Here is a 15,320-nt window from a genome sequence, read left to right as displayed (position 1 = left end):
CATGGCCACTAAGAAAGGTAACAGTAAGGGCCCCGGTAGCAGCGTTATTGCCCAAAACAAGAAGGCACGGTTTGAGTACCATATCGATGAGACCTTCGAGGCGGGGCTATCGCTCGCTGGCTGGGAAGTGAAGAGCCTGCGCGCCGGTAAGGCTCAGCTCACCGATACCTATATTTTGGTTCGTAACGGCGAAGCGTTTCTGCTGGGTAGTCATATCATGCCGCTGAATACTGCGAGCACACACGAGATTGCTGACCCGACGCGCACCCGCAAACTGCTGCTGCATCGCAAAGAGATCGCCAAAATCTTTTCGATCACCCAGGACAAAGGCCACACCTGTGTGCCCCTCAAGCTTTACTGGAAACGCAATAAAGTGAAGTGCGAGCTGGCGCTAGTGACCGGTAAACAGCTGCATGACAAACGCGCAACAGAAAAAGATCGCGACTGGAGCCGCCAAAAAGGTCGAATTATGCGGGAACATAACAAGGCATAACTGGTCAATCAGGTGTGAGCACGTTAGAATGCTCAACTGAAATAAGGGGGCGACATGGTTTCGACGCCGGTGACAACCCTTGCGGTGCATGCCGAGAGCGTGATGTATCTCGTAAATCCCACATCACGAAAAATAGTCGCAAATGACGAAAACTACGCTCAAGGCGCGCTAGCAGCTTAAACACTGTTAGCTTCTTGTCTGGCCCCAAGGTGATGTGCCTATTCATCGCTGAGGGGATACGAGCTAAAGCTGATAGGATCGCGTTTGGTGGTGTCTTCTCGCCAAGCGCTAAACTTTAGAAGACTCGCGTGGCTGAATCCTGATCGTCGGAGTCAGTTGCGTTAAATCAAATGACGAAATCTAAGCATGTAGAGCCAATAGGCGCGTGCTGGCGGACGCGGGTTCAATTCCCGCCGCCTCCACCACCTTACTATACAAATCAAGCACCTACGGGTGCTTTTTTTGTGCCTGTGGGCTGAAAAGGGCCTGTTTAGGCATAGTGTGGTCAGCTTTTTGGTCAACATTTCTGATTTATATTTTACTTATCCACTATCTGCATGTATTCCATAAAATCGTCCGATGCATAGCCTAACCCGCAATTCGCATCAAACCGTTCATTGATCCTGAAGAGGGTCATTTTATTGGCTTGTGCTGGTGACGTTGGAAAGAAGGCTCCACCTGGCTCACTGTGCATGAAAAAGTCTCCAAGCTTCGCCCCGCAATGTTGGCAGTGATTCATGAAGTATCTGGCTCCAGCTGTTTTGCTGTATGCCAACTTGAAGCTCTCAGTGAATCGACGAATTTTTTTCACTACACGAGGGGAGAGCTTATGAACGTTCGACACAGTGCTTCGAAGGCCGTAGCTTTGCCATTCGCCTAAATTCCTAGTGAGCGCGAACTCCTCTTCTTCGTCCTCAAAGTACTGAAACTCTTCATGTTCCTCGGGAAGTTTGAATGAGAAAACACGAGTCAGGGCCTTGCATTTCCAACAATCGGATACCGACTCCATCACGTAGTAGTAGGGCGATCTGACACAAAACTCAGGCTCGTGTTCTAGTTCGATGTCATCGGGTATCGGCAACCACCGTGCCAGCGGGCCGACTTCAGCCCCGTCAGGGATATACCACACCTTCGCCTGCGGATCCCATCGCGCGCCGAGAGACTTTGCTTCATCCTTTTGAGAAAAAGGGACATCAAGATCAATTCTTGCCATCAACAATATCCATATCGATTTCCGAATCGAATGATCGTCTCATGTTTGTGCTCACGTATTGAAGATGCCCCGGCTTCGCTCAGCTTCCGGCGAAGCCTTGAGATATGCGAGTCCAGCGTATTCGATTGCACCTCGTCATCGAAACCGAAAACTGCCTGCTCCAGCGACTCGCGCAGCACTGTTCTGCCGCGTCGCTTCATCAGTGCCGCGAGCACACGCAGTTCACGGCGTGGGAGTTCCATACGCACTCCTGCCACCGTTACCCCCTCGTTCGAGAGATCGAAGACGAGGGAGCCCGCGTGGATCTCCTCACCGGCCAGATCGGCAGGGCGCCGCCGTATTGCGCGAATGCGCGCTAACATTTCGTCGAGTGAGAACGGCTTGATGAGGTAGTCATCGGCACCTTCATCGAGACCCACGACACGGTCAGAAACCTCCCCGCTCGCGCTGAGCACGATGATAGGAAGACCGGGGTTACTCGCACGCATGGCAGGAACGAGGGACAGCCCATCCCCGTCCGGCAGGGTGCGGTCTAGCAAGACCAAGTCGAAGGAAGCAAGCATCAACGCCTCGCGCGCGGTAGCCAACCGGTCGGCATGGTCGACGACGAAGCGCTCCCGCTCCAACACAGCGCGCAACGTCTCAGCCAATTGAAGCTCGTCCTCGACCAGTAAAATTCTCACCATAGCCCCTCATATCGACGCCGCCGAACGCTTGCCAGGGCGAGGACGGCTGTAAACGCGACACACTAGGTTGCGACAACATTGCATCCCCAGCAAGAAGCCGTTGCGGCCACCATTAGCGGCGTGCCTTCGAACATGCGCGTCAACACAGCATCCTGCCAGGCTTTTAGCAGCGACGGCGTGGAATAATGGGGAACTGCAGCACGATACGGTCGGCTTCAAGCAGCCGCGGGGATGAGCTACTGGAGCGCGGCCGCGGTACGATTCGCCTAACGCTAGCTGTAACCGTCACCGAAGCGGAGCGTAGGGAACCATAGCCCGCAAGGGATATGGTGTCCGGTTGACCGCCTGGTTATGGGCCCGTTCACCCATTGTTTTGGCACCCGATAGCGAATGCCGACTCCCTGATACTTTGCACCAACAGAACCCATGGCGCTACGAACCAGAACACTGAATGTGCGGGTTTACCCGGAGGACTCGCCGGATGGCATGATTGGGTGCCTGTCCACCAACCGGCTTCGCTTCCTACCGGCTAGTTTTCCGGCGTTCCATCGCCGCGGCAATGTCCTCTTCGTGCTCTTCGCCCCAGCCGCAAAGCGGCTCCATGGCCCGCACCAGACTTGCCCCGAAGGGCGTCAGCGAGTAGTCGACGCGCAGTGGGATCTCTCCATAGTCGGTTCGCTGGACGATGCCGTCGGACTCGAGCTCCTTCAACTGCTGGATCAACATTTTGTCGCTCACGCCCCGGACGCTTCGCTTGAGCTCGCCGTAACGCGTCGGGCCCTTGTTTAAAAAGAACAGAATCAAAGGCTTCCACTTCCCGGAGATCACGTGCAGCGTCGCATGCAGGCCGCAAATGAAACGTGGGTTTGCTGAGTTTTCTGTGTTTTCTTTCGCCATAACGGATACTTACCAAAAGGTGCATACTTGAACATTTGTAAGTGGGTATATACCGTAAAAGCGAACCGAGTCAATACACACGGAGACCCAACCATGAGTCGGCTAAACGGTAAAATCGCACTGATCACAGGCGGAGCCAGCGGCATCGGCCTGGCCTCGGCCCAACGCCTCATCGACGAAGGCGCCTTCGTCTTTATCGCCGGACGGCGCCAGGACGTCCTCGACAACGCGGCTGAGGCACTGGGATCTAGCGCCCAGGGCGTCCAGGCGGATGTGACAAAGCCAGAGGATCTCGACCGCGTCTTCGAAACGATCCAGAAAGAAAAAGGACACCTGGACGTACTGGTGGCCAACGCGGGCGTCGGCGAATTCGCCAGCCTGGGACAGATCACCGAGGAGCACTACGACTACATCTTCGACATCAACGTCAAAGGCACCCTCTTCACCGTCCAGAAGGCCCTTCCCCTGATGACGAACGGCGGCTCCATCATCCTCACCGGTTCCACGGTCGGCAGCATGGGAACCCCCGCCATGAGCATCTACAGCGCCTCCAAGGCGGCCGTCCGAAACCTGGCGCGCAGTTGGGCCCATGATCTCAGGGGCACCGGCATTCGCGTGAACGTCATGTCTCCTGGCCCAACCAAAACAGACAAGTTAATCGAATTGCTCCCATCCGACGCCCTGAGCGAGATGAAACGGAGCGTACCCCTTGAGCGTCTGGGCGATCCCCAAGAAACCGCAGGCGCGGTGGCGTTCCTGGCGTCCGACGATAGCAGCTTTATGACAGGAAGCGAGGTGTTCGTTGACGGGGGCTACGCGCAGGTTTAGGGGCTAGGCGGAGAACGGGAGGCAATGAACCAAAAGGGGTCAGATAGATTTTAAATCAGCCAGCTTGGTTAAAACAAATCAACCTGCCCCATTTACATGGATCAAAATAAAATCGATCTGACCCCTTTAATTTTGGTTTCCCTTACACATAACGCAGAGCGCACCGGTGGCCTTGGCGCAGCGAAGCGGAGACAAGGGCATCCGAGTGACGCGCATTGTTAGAGAATCCTCGAGGATTACTCGTGCTGTAAGACATTAATGAGCTTCCCGAATGGATCTCGTACATAAAACCGGCGGACACCCCATGGCTCACTTACTGGTCCGTACTCAATTGCAATATTTCCGCCTGTCACTCTCTCCAAAGCAACCTCCAAGTTATCGACTTCTATAGAGAGATCAGGGACTGGCGTGCCAGAGCCACCTTCCGACGCCACGCTTACCTGAGTGGTCATTTCCTCGCCCGAGCTATAGGTCCTTATCCACCCATGATCCATCACAACCTTGAGCCCAAAGATGTCCGCATAGAACCTCTCTGCTTCTGATGGGTTAGCTGCCGCGATATTGGAGACTATGCGTTTTACTATCATTCTGGCTCCAAAAGGTTGAACTCAACTCGCTCTAACAGGTATTCGCGCGTCTGCTGCATTACCCGGCACCTCCGCCTTGGGCGGTTTACCTGTCTTGCTGCTTTAACTGATTCACATACCCAATCCAGATTAGCACAGGCTTCTTAAGACGGTTGACTATCTTAGCTTTAGGCTTTCAACGCCGACGCTGTCAGTTAAGCAGGAGCTGCTAGGGATAAAAAAAGCTCTCAGTAAACGCGATATCCGCGCCCATTCGTTGCCCTTGCGAGGACGCAAACGGGTTGGGATACTCAGACGCAGATGCGGGAAGAAGTAACGTTAACGCTGGGCGGGTTAGCTGCTCAGCTATATCAGCAATTAGCTTATTGCAGGCAACAACCATCACCTGGGTGATGGCATCGTTGCACGGGGTGGGAATAACGCGGGATTGGAGATAGTGGTGGTCGACTGCTTACCGTTTTCCCCTCCACTTACGTGGATCAATGCGGCCTTCATACATGGGTAATTCCAGCACTGGGTCATCGTCTCGGAACTGAGACCACATACGGTTCAACCCCGCAGTGCCGAAGGTACGCACCCGCTTAACCTCATCCAGGTTGAGTACATCGGTAAGAGTGCCCGGGGTAGCGCCGGACATCCTCGCGCGGATACGGCCTTCGGGATCGACGATCAAACTCTGGCCTTCCCCCGCAGGCGCGGCTGAATTGGCGCTCACCATATACACTTGGTTGAAAATAGCATTGGCCTGCACAAGGATTTGCTCCTGGGCGCGGTCGCAGGTGGTGGTGGCCACTTGGTTGATGATCACCTCCGCCCCCAGCCACGCTAGCTGACGCACCATCTCGGGAAACCAGATGTCGTAGCAGATGGCCAGGCCGACCCGGCCTATGCCCGGCACTTCGAACACTTCAAAGCGATCTCCCGGCTGATAAGGCTCGTAAGGCCGCCAGGGGAAACACTTACGGTAGGCGGCCACTCGCTCACCTTCGGGCGAATACACCGGCGCGGTGTTGTACAGGTGCCCGTCCTCTCCCCGCTCGCATACTGTGCCGGGCAGCAGCCATACTCCCAGGTTGCGGGCGATACGTGATAAGTGCTGGTCACGGGGGCCATCGATCGGTTCAGCAGCGGCTTCCAGTTGCTCCCTGCGCTGCTGAGGCGTACCCGTGGCACCGCATAAATGGAGTTCTGGATAAACCACCATCCTTGGCTGTTCAAAATCAGCACCGAAATCGCTCAGATGTACCGCCAGCTCGGCCTCGAAGTCCAGCAGTTCGGAGTCAGTGCCGTGCGGTCGCGAGGCTTCCTGCACCACAAGGACAGGCAAATTTCTGGACATAGTGGATCTCCGTTTAAAGGGACGCTTTTACCGAGGCGATTGTTGACTCGGGCTCTGAGTCATCAAAGGCCACTTCCGGCGGCTCGCGACGGAAGAATCGGGTCAGATAGGCCAGCTGTGCGAGACCGATGGAAAGCCAGATCAGGCCAAGAATAAAAGCGTTGATATCCAGTTTACTCATCAGCCAAAGGTTAACCAGGGCACCGATGAGCGGCACCAGCATCCCTCTAATCACACCATACTGGCGCTTTGCATCGGCGTCTTTGCTGACCAGAAAGATCACTGACAGGTTCACCATCGTGAAGGCGATAAAGGCACCGAAGTTGATAAACGAGGCGGCAGATAACACATCAAGGAACAAGGCAATGATGCCGATAGCACCCGTGAGGACGATGTTGAACACTGGCGTGTGGAAACGCGCGTGCAGCGCACCGAACAGCTTAGGCGGCAGTACTGCGTCCCGCCCCATGGCAAACAGCAGCCGAGAGGCACTCGCTTGGGCGGCCAGGCCAGACGTGAATTGAGCGAGCACCATACCGGCCAGAAAGATAGCCCCGAAGAGATCCGCACCGATGGTTGTAGCAATCTCGAAGGCAGCGGAGTCAGCATTTACGAAACTGCCACCTGGGTGAACCAGTTGAGTTGTGTAACCTACCAGCACGTAGATACCGCCACCGATCAGTGCAGTCAGCATGATGGCTCTGGGAATATTACGCTTTGGCTCGATGGTCTCCTCGGTCAGCGTGGTGACGGCATCAAAGCCAAGAAAAGAGTAAGCGGCCACCGCGGCGCCCGCGGCAATCGCAGTGAAACCAGCCTCTTCACCCAAGAACGGCCCCAGGCTAAAAAGCGAATCAGCGCCACCGGTCGCAAATACGTGACGAATTGAAAGCAGTACGAAGAACGCGATCACCAGTATTTGGAAGACCATCAACAACGAGTTCACTTTGGACGCGAGCTTGATGCCGTAGATATTCAAGAAGGTGGTGATACCGATGAAGCCGAGCAGGAATATCCAGCTCGGCACTTCAGGAAAGCGCGCGTTCAAATAAGCAGCGCCGATCAACCAAATCACCATCGGCAGGAAGAAATAATCCAGCAGCACGCTCCATCCCACCATGAAGCCAACCCGCGAGTCGATGGCTCTGCGTGCGTAAGTATAGGCAGACCCGGCTACCGGATAAGTACGCGCCATAATGCCGTAGCTGTATGCCGTGAATAGCATGGCAACGGTAGTGATGAGGTAAGCAGTGGGTACGGCGCCATTGCTAGTGCTGGCAATCACACCGAAAGTGCCCAGCACGATCAATGGCGTCATGTAGGCAAGGCCAAACAACACCACGGCTTTTAGGGATAGGGTTCTTTCCAGTTTGATATTGTTATCCGTCATGATCCATCTCCAGGAAACGTTGGAACCGACAGCGGGCAATCGCTGAGCCGGCGCAAAACGAAGAGGTGGTTTATCAAGCCAGCCGCCGAGGCTAGACCAGCTTGCTACCGTTAATGATCGGCTAATAACCCTCAGTTGCTGGCGTTGCAGCTGTCCAGCTAGACTGAGGTGCCTAGTAGCCAACCTATCTAGAACGGTATTGGCAGCTCATCGGATCGTATATAACCCCAGCGTGGTATGGGCCTGCGGATGTGGAATTGGTGACTCATAGCGAAATTGACGAAGTACTGGCCAATACCCTCATGGCGTTGGCGACCCCTGCGTTGCCTCAACACTTCTCCACATTGGTGAAACGTCTAGCGGCATTCGATAACTTGATCATCATCGCTTATCACGGCGAACACCGGCCAGCGGTGATCTATCGGGAATACACCGACCCTGTCGTTTATCTACCGATGGATAGCCAATATCTAGGGGGAGATTACCTGCTGGATCCGTTTTACCGCGAGCACCTCAGAGGCGGTGTTCAGGGTATACGCCGATTGAGGGATATAGCGCCCGATCACTTTCGACGCACGCATTACTATAAGAATTACTACCAGCAGACCACACTACTGGATGAAGTAGCGGTTTTCGCCAATATCACTGAGAGTGATACGATAACCGCTTGTTTCGGTAGGGATCGTTCCAGTGGTAAGCCCTTTAACAGGCGTGAGCTTGAGGTTCTGCAACAGTACGAGTTAACCCTTAGCTCGTTGCTGAAAAAACACTGGCAAGATTACCGCTCTGACGATGTGATGAAAGCGGCACCAGCCCCTTTAGAGGAACGCCTGAGAGAGACGCTGAATCAGCAACACAGCATCCGGCTAAGCCCGCGCCAGGCAGAGGTGGCGCTGTTTATTCTAAGAGGCCACTCATCCCTATCGATCAGCCTACACCTGGGCGTCAGCCTTCAGACAGTTAAGGTCTTCCGCCGCCAACTCTACGCCAAGTGCTGCATCTCCTCCCAGGCGGAGCTGTTCGCGCTGCTTATGCCGCTGTTCGCTCGGCTGACCGAGCACGGATGACACCTTTACCTCGGGGCAACGGTTTGCATTCTAGCGCTTGACCGCCGTTTACCGAGAGCAGCTGAGATCGCCCTCTTCACAACTAGCATGCTCACGCAGTTGCTCGGTACGTTCCGCTGTCAGCGTTTCCAGACAGCCGTTACGCACCATGGGTTGGGCGCTACCGCCTTCCACAGCACTACTTTCAAACGCGCACTCAGCATCACGAAAGCCGATCCACGCCCGCTGCGCCGCTCTGAGCTTTTCGAGTGACGCTGAATTGTCCTCCAGACGGCTAACAACGGTTTGGTAAACCGCGTTGAGCTCATCATCCGCCGCTTGATAGGCCTGCGCCGTGCACTGGTTTAGCTCGGTTTGCGTATTGGCGCTAGCACACGAATCATCCGCGGTAGCAAAGCTATTTGATAGCAAAAACCCGACACTCAGAAAGAGAGACGATAAGCGCATAGTGACACCTCTTGATGCTGGTTAAATCCGAACCGGAAAAAGTTAGCACATGTCCACGAAGCTGTATTTACCCTGTACTAATAAAGCAAAGCGCTGGCATCTCGGCCAGCGCTTTCTAGGTACACATCAAAAGATGTTTTTCGCTTACGCGGTAACCGCTAGTGCGCAATCATCTCTTCGACAATCTCTTCACCGCTCAACTCGTATGGGTAATAAGTCGGCCAGTTGGTAACTTCTTCTAACAGCGCCTCACGGTCATCGCCCCAATAGAGATGGAAGTGATGCGCATCGGTGGGGTAAATACTGTGGTCACTAAATTGGATGTACTGGGGTAGATCATCGGATGCTTCTTCAAGCGCGTAGATGAACCGCACACCCCGGTTACCGGCTTGGTAAGTTAAAATTTCATAGCCATCGTATTGGTATTCACCCGTGCGCTCTTGGCCATTTTCAAAGAAAGTGACGTCGCTTCCATCAATAACGATACGCTCTACATCCGTTTGATAACCGGTATCGTAATACGCTTTATACTCTTCGGCGGTCTTGTCGCCATTTTCTGCTTTATGCGCAAACACTTCGTCAAGGGTGCCATCTTGTAGGTAGGGATAAACGGACTGCCAATCACCCTCCCAGTCAGATAGCGCGCGATCCTCAACCTGGTCGTCATCAAAATAGCCCGAGTAGATATCGCTATCGCTATCGTGGTCGTGGTCGTGGTCGTGGTCGTGGTCGTGGTCGTGGTCGTGGTCGTTATGAGTATGGTCGTGATCATGCTCGCTGGCGCTAACGCCTTGAACGCCCGTTAGTATCAGTGCACTCAATACAAGCGCGCTGGCGGCCTTAAGTGGCAATGGTGTCATATTCGGTTTTCCTTTGGCTGCTCGTGAAACAAGTCGCCAAAAAAGATACAATATAACATACCAACCAATCAAGCTCGTTTTTTACATTACGCGAATAAACACCTATAAAGCTAAGGGATTGATCGCAGAGCTTTTGCTGATCTAATAACAGGCGCAGCTGTGCTTGATGGAAAATATTTTTTGGCAGGCACAAACGCATCGGGCCCCGCCTAAGCGGGGCCCGATCATCGAATCTAAACGATTCGAGAACTTAAATAATCGCTAGGATTAAGAAAGCAGCTTAATGTTTGAAGCTTGAAGGCCTTTCTGACCTTGGGTAACGTCAAAAGAGACGTTAGCGCCTTCAGGCAGAGTTTTGAAGCCATCAGACTGAATTTCAGAAAAATGAGCAAAAACGTCATCGCTGCCGTCAGAAGGAGCAATGAAACCGAAACCTTTAGAATCGTTGAACCACTTAACTGTGCCAGTTGCCATGATATTAAATCCTTTTCGCAAGTCGCGAATTGTAGAAATCCTGGTATTACCCAGATAAATAGTGAGTAGAACAAGGAATACAATTACAGACTACCGAAAGAATTCGAATGTTTCTGGAACCATGCTTGCTTGCTAACTTACTAACTGCCGACATCCTGCCACGTGGGCAGTCGCAGGTCAAAGCCTTTGTGCTTTTTAATTTGTTGTTCTGCCTCTTATAGCCGTTTAAAAACCGCGCAAATTCGCAAAAATAGCCTTAATCTTGCCAATGAGCCAGGCACTACTAATCCGACCGCCTGGCGCGCTTTGCTTGCTCGCTAAAACTCGCTTCATTCGCGTCCTGGTGAGCATTCTGGAAGAGGTTTCAACATGCTATACGGACTTAGTTTATTGGCGGGTATCGCCCTTTTGACACTTGGAGGGGAGTCGCTTATCCGCGGCGCGGTGGCGGGTGCGCGAAGAGTCGGCGTCTCGCCACTGTTAACAGGGTTGGTAGTGGTTGGTTTTGGCACCTCGGCCCCTGAACTTGTCGTCTCGATTGATGCCGCGATTAACCAGCAGCCTGACATTGCGGTTGGCAACATCGTGGGCAGCAATATCGGCAATATCTTATTGATTCTAGGCCTATGCGCGGTTATTTGCCCAATGGTGGTTCAGCCTTTAGCACTGCGCCGGGATGGGCTGGTCGTGGTGTTGGCCAGCCTGCTGTTTATTGGGCTCTCCTTCGGCGGCGCACTGGGTCGCATCGATGCAGCAATTTTTATAGCGGGCCTGGTCGGCTATCTTGTTTGGGCCTACTTAAGTGAAAGCCGTCAGCACATTCCCGCGGCAGAAATGCACGCTTCAGAAGCGGAGGAGATGACCAAACTACCCACTACAGGCTGGATGATCGTCGTAGCGTTAGTGATTGGCTTGGGCATGCTGATTGGCGGGTCACAGCTACTCTTATATGGCGCCATTGGGTTGGCACAGGCCATGGGCATTTCCGAAGCAGTCATCGGTTTAACCATCGTCGCCGTTGGTACCTCACTGCCGGAGATGGCCGTGTCGGTGGTTGCTGCGTTACGACGTCATGCGGATGTTGCCATCGGGAATATTCTGGGCAGCAATATTTTCAACCTGTTAGGCATCCTGGGTATCTCCGCGTTTTTACAGCCGCTACCCCTTGCGCCACGCGTGGCCCTGTTTGACCAATGGGTAATGCTGGGAGCCGCTGGCATACTGGTGCTGTTTTTGTATACCGGTATGCGCCTGTCGCGCTGGGAGGGAGCCGCACTGCTTGCAGGCTATGCCGCTTATATAGCGTTAAGCTTTACGATCTTTTGAGATGGCCTAATCGTTGATTGCGCTGAGCCAAAACCCCATCGTTTTTGGCTCAATGACTTGATTGTTTATCGTGGAGAAACGTCACCGTGCACATTGCAACCTTGGGGCCTAGTGGCAATAACCATGAACTGATTGCCAAGCGCTATCTCAGAATGCGTTGCTCAGGCGAAGGCAGCGTGACTCTGTTTAGCCAGTTTGAGGCGGCCTTTCAGGCGCTCCTCGCGGGTCATGTGAGCCACGTTCTACAGTGCACCGCCCATGCAACGCATAGCGACTGCGTGGGCCGCTATATGCATCGAGCCTATCCCGTAGACACCTTTATAGCGGGCAGCAAGCCGCTGGCGCTGATTGCCCAGCGCGACTCTGTTCGCCCCACCCAAGTAGCGCTACAACCAGCGACCCGCTACTACACCGACTTAACGGCTTATACAGAGATCATAGACGCTCCCACCACAGTGGCGGTGGCAGAAGGGCTTCTTGCGGGACGTTTTGAGGCGGGCATTTGCGCTGAAGAGGTGCTAGGCCAAGCCCCCGAGCAACTGCGTTTGGTGCAATCACTGGGGCCTGCGCTGGATACCTGGGTAATGTTTGCCACCACTCCACTGGCAGCCTCTTCGCCGCTACGGTTAGACGCTGACGCTTAAACAACCGGGCTAAACCACAAAGATCAGGATAATCCCTCCCACGGCCAACGCGCTCCGCTGCCAAAGTGCTTTTCGTGCAATCACCCCGTAAGAGATCGCCCCTAAACCAATCGCCACTTTTAGCGCATACAACAAGGCGCCGGAAGGATTGAAGGCCAGTTGGATCATCTCTGGGTTGGCCACCATGGCTAGAGGAATAATATACAGCCCTATTCCTAACGCCATGGCTTTGAATGCGACTTTTAGCCAGTTCTCCCCCACCATGCCCGCAGCAATGAACACGCCGCCACACACCGGCGGCGTGATCGTCGAGAGCAGCGCGTACCAAAAGACAAAAAGGTGCGCCAGAAGCGGTTCCAAACCTAGCGAGGTCAGGGCAGGCCCGGCGACAGAGACACAAATCACATAGGCGGCGGTGGTGGGCACCTCCATGCCTAAAATCAAGCAGGCGAGCGCCGTTAGTAGCAAGGCTGGCCAGAGCATGTCGTTGGAGAGCGATAGAATGCCCGAGGTGATCTTGACGCCCAACCCTGTCAACGACAGCACGCCGACCACCAACGAGGCACATAGAATAATGGAACCAATGACGGCAATCTGACGCCCAGCGGTGACCACTGCGTCGGATAAACGGGTGGCAAAGCCGGGGAGCGAAAAGCGCAGCGTCACGTTAAAGAAGAGCAGCGCAATGCCCGCGAAAATCGCAACACTGGCGGCGTACTGAGGGGTAAAACCGCCATTAAAGATGCGCTCTAACAGCAGCACGAAGGGGATGGCAAAAAACAGCGAGGTAATCAGCACCTCTTTCGCGCTGGGTCGCTCGCTTTCGGCCACGGGCTTTAGATCATGCCGGGTCGCATAGGCATTAATACCCACCCAGACCGTCAAAAAGTACAGCACCGCTGGAAGCATCGCCGCGGCCATGATCTGGGTATAGGGCGTGCCCGTCAGTTCCACCATCACGAATGCCCCGGCGCCCATCAGCGGCGGCATAATTTGCCCGCCGGAGGAGGCAACGGCTTCCACCGCACCCGCCAGCGAACGCGGGTAACGCAGGCGCACCATGGAGGGAATGGTAATTGCCCCAGTGGAAGCAACGTTGGCAGACGCCGAGCCGGAGATAGAGCCCATCAGCGCCGACGAAATCACCGCCACTTTAGCGGCCCCACCGGTGAGCCGCCCCGCCACCGCACTGGCCAGATTCATAAAGCCCTGGCCCGCCTCTCCCGCATTGAGCACCGCGCCGAAAATCACAAAAATCGCCACCACACTGACGCTTACCCCCGTCAGCGAACCCCATAATCCGCCTTCGGCAATCGTGAGCGTACCCACCATACTGGCCAGCGGCAGCCCAGGGTGACCAAAAGCGCCTGGAATATATTGACCAAAGGCGCCATACATCAACGCCAGCAAGGCAACCAACGGCAGAGGCCAACCGATGGCTCGGCGCGCCGCTTCAAGCGCTAGAGCAATCAAAAACAGGCCAATCCCCATCTGTAGGTGGGTATCAATAAAGCCGTACTGGTTGGCTAGCGCAGCTTCGTTAAACGCAATATAGCCACAGGCAGCAACACCCAATACCGTCAGCAGCCAGCCGCTGACTCGCTGCGCCGGTGTATTGGCCATATAAATCAGTACCCATGGCAACAGCAGCGCCATATGCAGCGGCCGGCTGACCAGCGCAGGCGTTAAGCCATAAAAAATCAAGCCAAGATGGAATATTACACTGACTGCGCCTAACGCCATCCAGCCAGGCGCTACTGAGCGATCATCCTCAGGGCTCGACGCCTGAGAAGAAGTAAAAACACGCATGCCACACTGCCTATCAATACTGTATCAATACAGGACTGCCACAGCGCAAGCACCGTGGCAGCAAGAAGATGGATAATGGAAGAAAACGACTAGCGCAGCGCGTCAGGTACCTCGATACCCGCTTCCTCGTAGTAACGCAGTGCGCCTGGGTGAAGCGTGCCGGTCATGTTTTCCAACATATCAGGGCTAATACTGCTCCACCACGCCGCCTCTTCGGCCATGGCGTCGCGGCGCTCCCAAAACGTTTTGGTCAGCGTGTAGGCGGTGTCATCGTCCATATACGTTGTGGTGTAGGCGATCACCGGTAGCGATGTGGTTTCAACGTCTTTATCCACGCCGGGATAAGTGCCGCCGGGGATCGTTTGGCGTGGCGCTCCCGTTTGCTCGATTTGTTGATCAGTCAGGCTAACCAAGGTCACCGGCATGCTGGCGGCTGTCTCAATCACATTGGGTGAGGGAAAGGAACTGGCGGTCACAAAGCCATCAATCTGGCCGTTTTTAAGTGCATCGGGGCCGCTGCCCATCGCTGCATCGGCAATTTTCACGCTCTCTTCCAGGCCAAACAGTTCCAGGTAACGAGCCGCTTCACGGGCGCCAAAGGTGCCTCGACCAATCAATAAGTGCTTGCCTTCCAGCGTGGAAATATCGGTCACGCCGTCATCACCCGCTAATACAAAGTGCATGGTGATAGAGGGGATCGGGAACAACCCCCGGATCTCTTGAAAACGCGGATTCTGACGCTCGGCAAAGGCACCCTCCCCACCCATGGCCTGATCGACTAACGCGGGCGGCGTGGTAAATACATAGTTGCCCTGGCGAGCCATGACTTCCATCACGTTCTGTACCGAACCCTGGCTTTCTTCCAGGGTAAGGATGATAGCGTCATCGGTTCCCTGGCGAATCGCTTCTGAGAGTTCTACGCCCATTTGATAATAGGCGGTACCCGCTGAAGCCGATTTATAGGTCACACGCGTTTCTGCGTGGGCGGAGAAGGCGGCACTTGTCAGCACTAACGTAGCAGCCGAGACGAAAAGCGTGCGGTGTAGGGAGCGAAAGGGATTGCGCATCGTTATATTCCTCAACGTATCCAGCGGCCACTTCTAATCGGCCTCGTTTTTATCTTACCCAGTTGTTATATGACCAAGCTGAGAGCGTGGCGCGCATTAAAATAGCACGACTGCCCTCGGACAGGCACTCTCCGCGGTCGCCCTCCCCATGCCCTCCAGGGTGTTTTATTGACATCTAATATTAGCTTAAAAA

General features: G+C 54.4%; 16 protein-coding genes and 1 other RNA gene. 6 read left to right on the top strand and 11 right to left on the bottom strand.

Annotated elements, in window-relative coordinates; genetic code table 11:
* The first annotated feature begins 1 nt into the window (after position 1).
* A complete protein-coding gene (smpB, locus tag YERSI8AC_RS01425; RefSeq protein WP_008958772.1) occupies positions 2 to 493 on the top strand; it encodes an SsrA-binding protein SmpB in 492 nt (163 codons plus the stop codon).
* Between the two features lie 45 nt (positions 494 to 538).
* Positions 539 to 918, top strand: a transfer-messenger RNA (tmRNA) gene (ssrA, locus tag YERSI8AC_RS01420).
* A 113-nt stretch (positions 919 to 1,031) separates the two neighbouring features.
* On the opposite strand, the gene YERSI8AC_RS01415 is transcribed toward ssrA, so the two are convergent.
* The 3 genes from YERSI8AC_RS01415 to YERSI8AC_RS01405 form a co-directional block, all read right to left on the bottom strand.
* The gene (locus tag YERSI8AC_RS01415) at positions 1,032 to 1,706 is read right to left on the bottom strand and encodes a DUF5710 domain-containing protein (protein WP_159175950.1); all 675 of its coding nucleotides are present in this window, start codon (positions 1,704 to 1,706) and stop codon (positions 1,032 to 1,034) included.
* Positions 1,706 to 2,392, bottom strand: coding sequence for a response regulator transcription factor (locus YERSI8AC_RS01410; protein WP_236557223.1), 687 nt, complete (start codon positions 2,390 to 2,392; stop codon positions 1,706 to 1,708). Before YERSI8AC_RS01410 ends, YERSI8AC_RS01415 begins: the two co-directional genes overlap by 1 nt.
* Positions 2,393 to 2,914: 522 nt before the next feature.
* Complete coding sequence (locus tag YERSI8AC_RS01405; protein ID WP_159175949.1) at positions 2,915 to 3,289, bottom strand: winged helix-turn-helix transcriptional regulator; 375 nt, start codon at positions 3,287 to 3,289, stop codon at positions 2,915 to 2,917.
* Between the two features lie 93 nt (positions 3,290 to 3,382).
* Between YERSI8AC_RS01405 and YERSI8AC_RS01400 the strand changes: the two genes are divergently transcribed.
* Positions 3,383 to 4,117, top strand: coding sequence for an SDR family NAD(P)-dependent oxidoreductase (locus YERSI8AC_RS01400; RefSeq protein WP_159175948.1), 735 nt, complete (start codon positions 3,383 to 3,385; stop codon positions 4,115 to 4,117).
* 236 nt (positions 4,118 to 4,353) lie between these two features.
* On the opposite strand, the gene YERSI8AC_RS01395 is transcribed toward YERSI8AC_RS01400, so the two are convergent.
* From YERSI8AC_RS01395 to YERSI8AC_RS01385, 3 genes are all read right to left on the bottom strand, one after another.
* Positions 4,354 to 4,704: a VOC family protein gene (locus tag YERSI8AC_RS01395; RefSeq protein ID WP_022520733.1), complete on the bottom strand. Its 351-nt coding sequence runs from the start codon at positions 4,702 to 4,704 to the stop codon at positions 4,354 to 4,356.
* Between the two features lie 451 nt (positions 4,705 to 5,155).
* Positions 5,156 to 6,043 (bottom strand): carbon-nitrogen hydrolase family protein, encoded by an 888-nt coding sequence (locus YERSI8AC_RS01390; protein ID WP_201304171.1) that lies wholly within the window; start codon positions 6,041 to 6,043, stop codon positions 5,156 to 5,158.
* 13 nt (positions 6,044 to 6,056) lie between these two features.
* A complete protein-coding gene (locus tag YERSI8AC_RS01385) occupies positions 6,057 to 7,433 on the bottom strand; it encodes an APC family permease (RefSeq protein ID WP_159175947.1) in 1,377 nt (458 codons plus the stop codon).
* A gap of 260 nt (positions 7,434 to 7,693) precedes the next feature.
* Between YERSI8AC_RS01385 and YERSI8AC_RS01380 the strand changes: the two genes are divergently transcribed.
* A complete protein-coding gene (locus tag YERSI8AC_RS01380) occupies positions 7,694 to 8,500 on the top strand; it encodes a LuxR family transcriptional regulator (protein WP_236557222.1) in 807 nt (268 codons plus the stop codon).
* Between the two features lie 48 nt (positions 8,501 to 8,548).
* Here YERSI8AC_RS01380 and YERSI8AC_RS01375 read toward each other — a convergent pair whose 3' ends face one another.
* From YERSI8AC_RS01375 to YERSI8AC_RS01365, 3 genes are all read right to left on the bottom strand, one after another.
* On the bottom strand, positions 8,549 to 8,947 hold the full coding sequence (locus YERSI8AC_RS01375; protein WP_027958212.1) for a lysozyme inhibitor LprI family protein: 399 nt from the start codon (positions 8,945 to 8,947) through the stop codon (positions 8,549 to 8,551).
* 158 nt (positions 8,948 to 9,105) lie between these two features.
* Positions 9,106 to 9,807: a metal-binding protein ZinT gene (locus YERSI8AC_RS01370; protein ID WP_159175945.1), complete on the bottom strand. Its 702-nt coding sequence runs from the start codon at positions 9,805 to 9,807 to the stop codon at positions 9,106 to 9,108.
* A gap of 267 nt (positions 9,808 to 10,074) precedes the next feature.
* Entirely contained in the window at positions 10,075 to 10,281 is a 207-nt protein-coding gene (locus YERSI8AC_RS01365) for a cold-shock protein (RefSeq protein WP_007111857.1), read from the bottom strand.
* A gap of 369 nt (positions 10,282 to 10,650) precedes the next feature.
* Here YERSI8AC_RS01365 and YERSI8AC_RS01360 point away from each other — a divergent pair, with 369 nt between their 5' ends.
* The gene (locus tag YERSI8AC_RS01360) at positions 10,651 to 11,607 is read left to right on the top strand and encodes a calcium/sodium antiporter (RefSeq protein WP_009287904.1); all 957 of its coding nucleotides are present in this window, start codon (positions 10,651 to 10,653) and stop codon (positions 11,605 to 11,607) included.
* Between the two features lie 86 nt (positions 11,608 to 11,693).
* Entirely contained in the window at positions 11,694 to 12,251 is a 558-nt protein-coding gene (locus YERSI8AC_RS01355; protein WP_159175944.1) for a hypothetical protein, read from the top strand.
* A 9-nt stretch (positions 12,252 to 12,260) separates the two neighbouring features.
* On the opposite strand, the gene YERSI8AC_RS01350 is transcribed toward YERSI8AC_RS01355, so the two are convergent.
* Together YERSI8AC_RS01350 and YERSI8AC_RS01345 are read right to left on the bottom strand one after the other, a co-directional pair.
* Positions 12,261 to 14,060 carry a TRAP transporter permease gene (locus YERSI8AC_RS01350; RefSeq protein WP_159175943.1) on the bottom strand — a complete coding sequence of 600 codons (1,800 nt, stop codon included), beginning with the start codon at positions 14,058 to 14,060 and terminating at the stop codon, positions 12,261 to 12,263.
* A gap of 89 nt (positions 14,061 to 14,149) precedes the next feature.
* On the bottom strand, positions 14,150 to 15,127 hold the full coding sequence (locus YERSI8AC_RS01345) for a TAXI family TRAP transporter solute-binding subunit (protein ID WP_159175942.1): 978 nt from the start codon (positions 15,125 to 15,127) through the stop codon (positions 14,150 to 14,152).
* Positions 15,128 to 15,320 lie beyond the last annotated feature (193 nt).

The organism is Halomonas sp. 113, assembly GCF_904067645.1.
GTDB lineage: Bacteria > Pseudomonadota > Gammaproteobacteria > Pseudomonadales > Halomonadaceae > Vreelandella > Vreelandella titanicae.
Note: the sequence above shows the minus strand (reverse complement) of the source record. Positions and strands in the feature narration are given on the sequence as shown.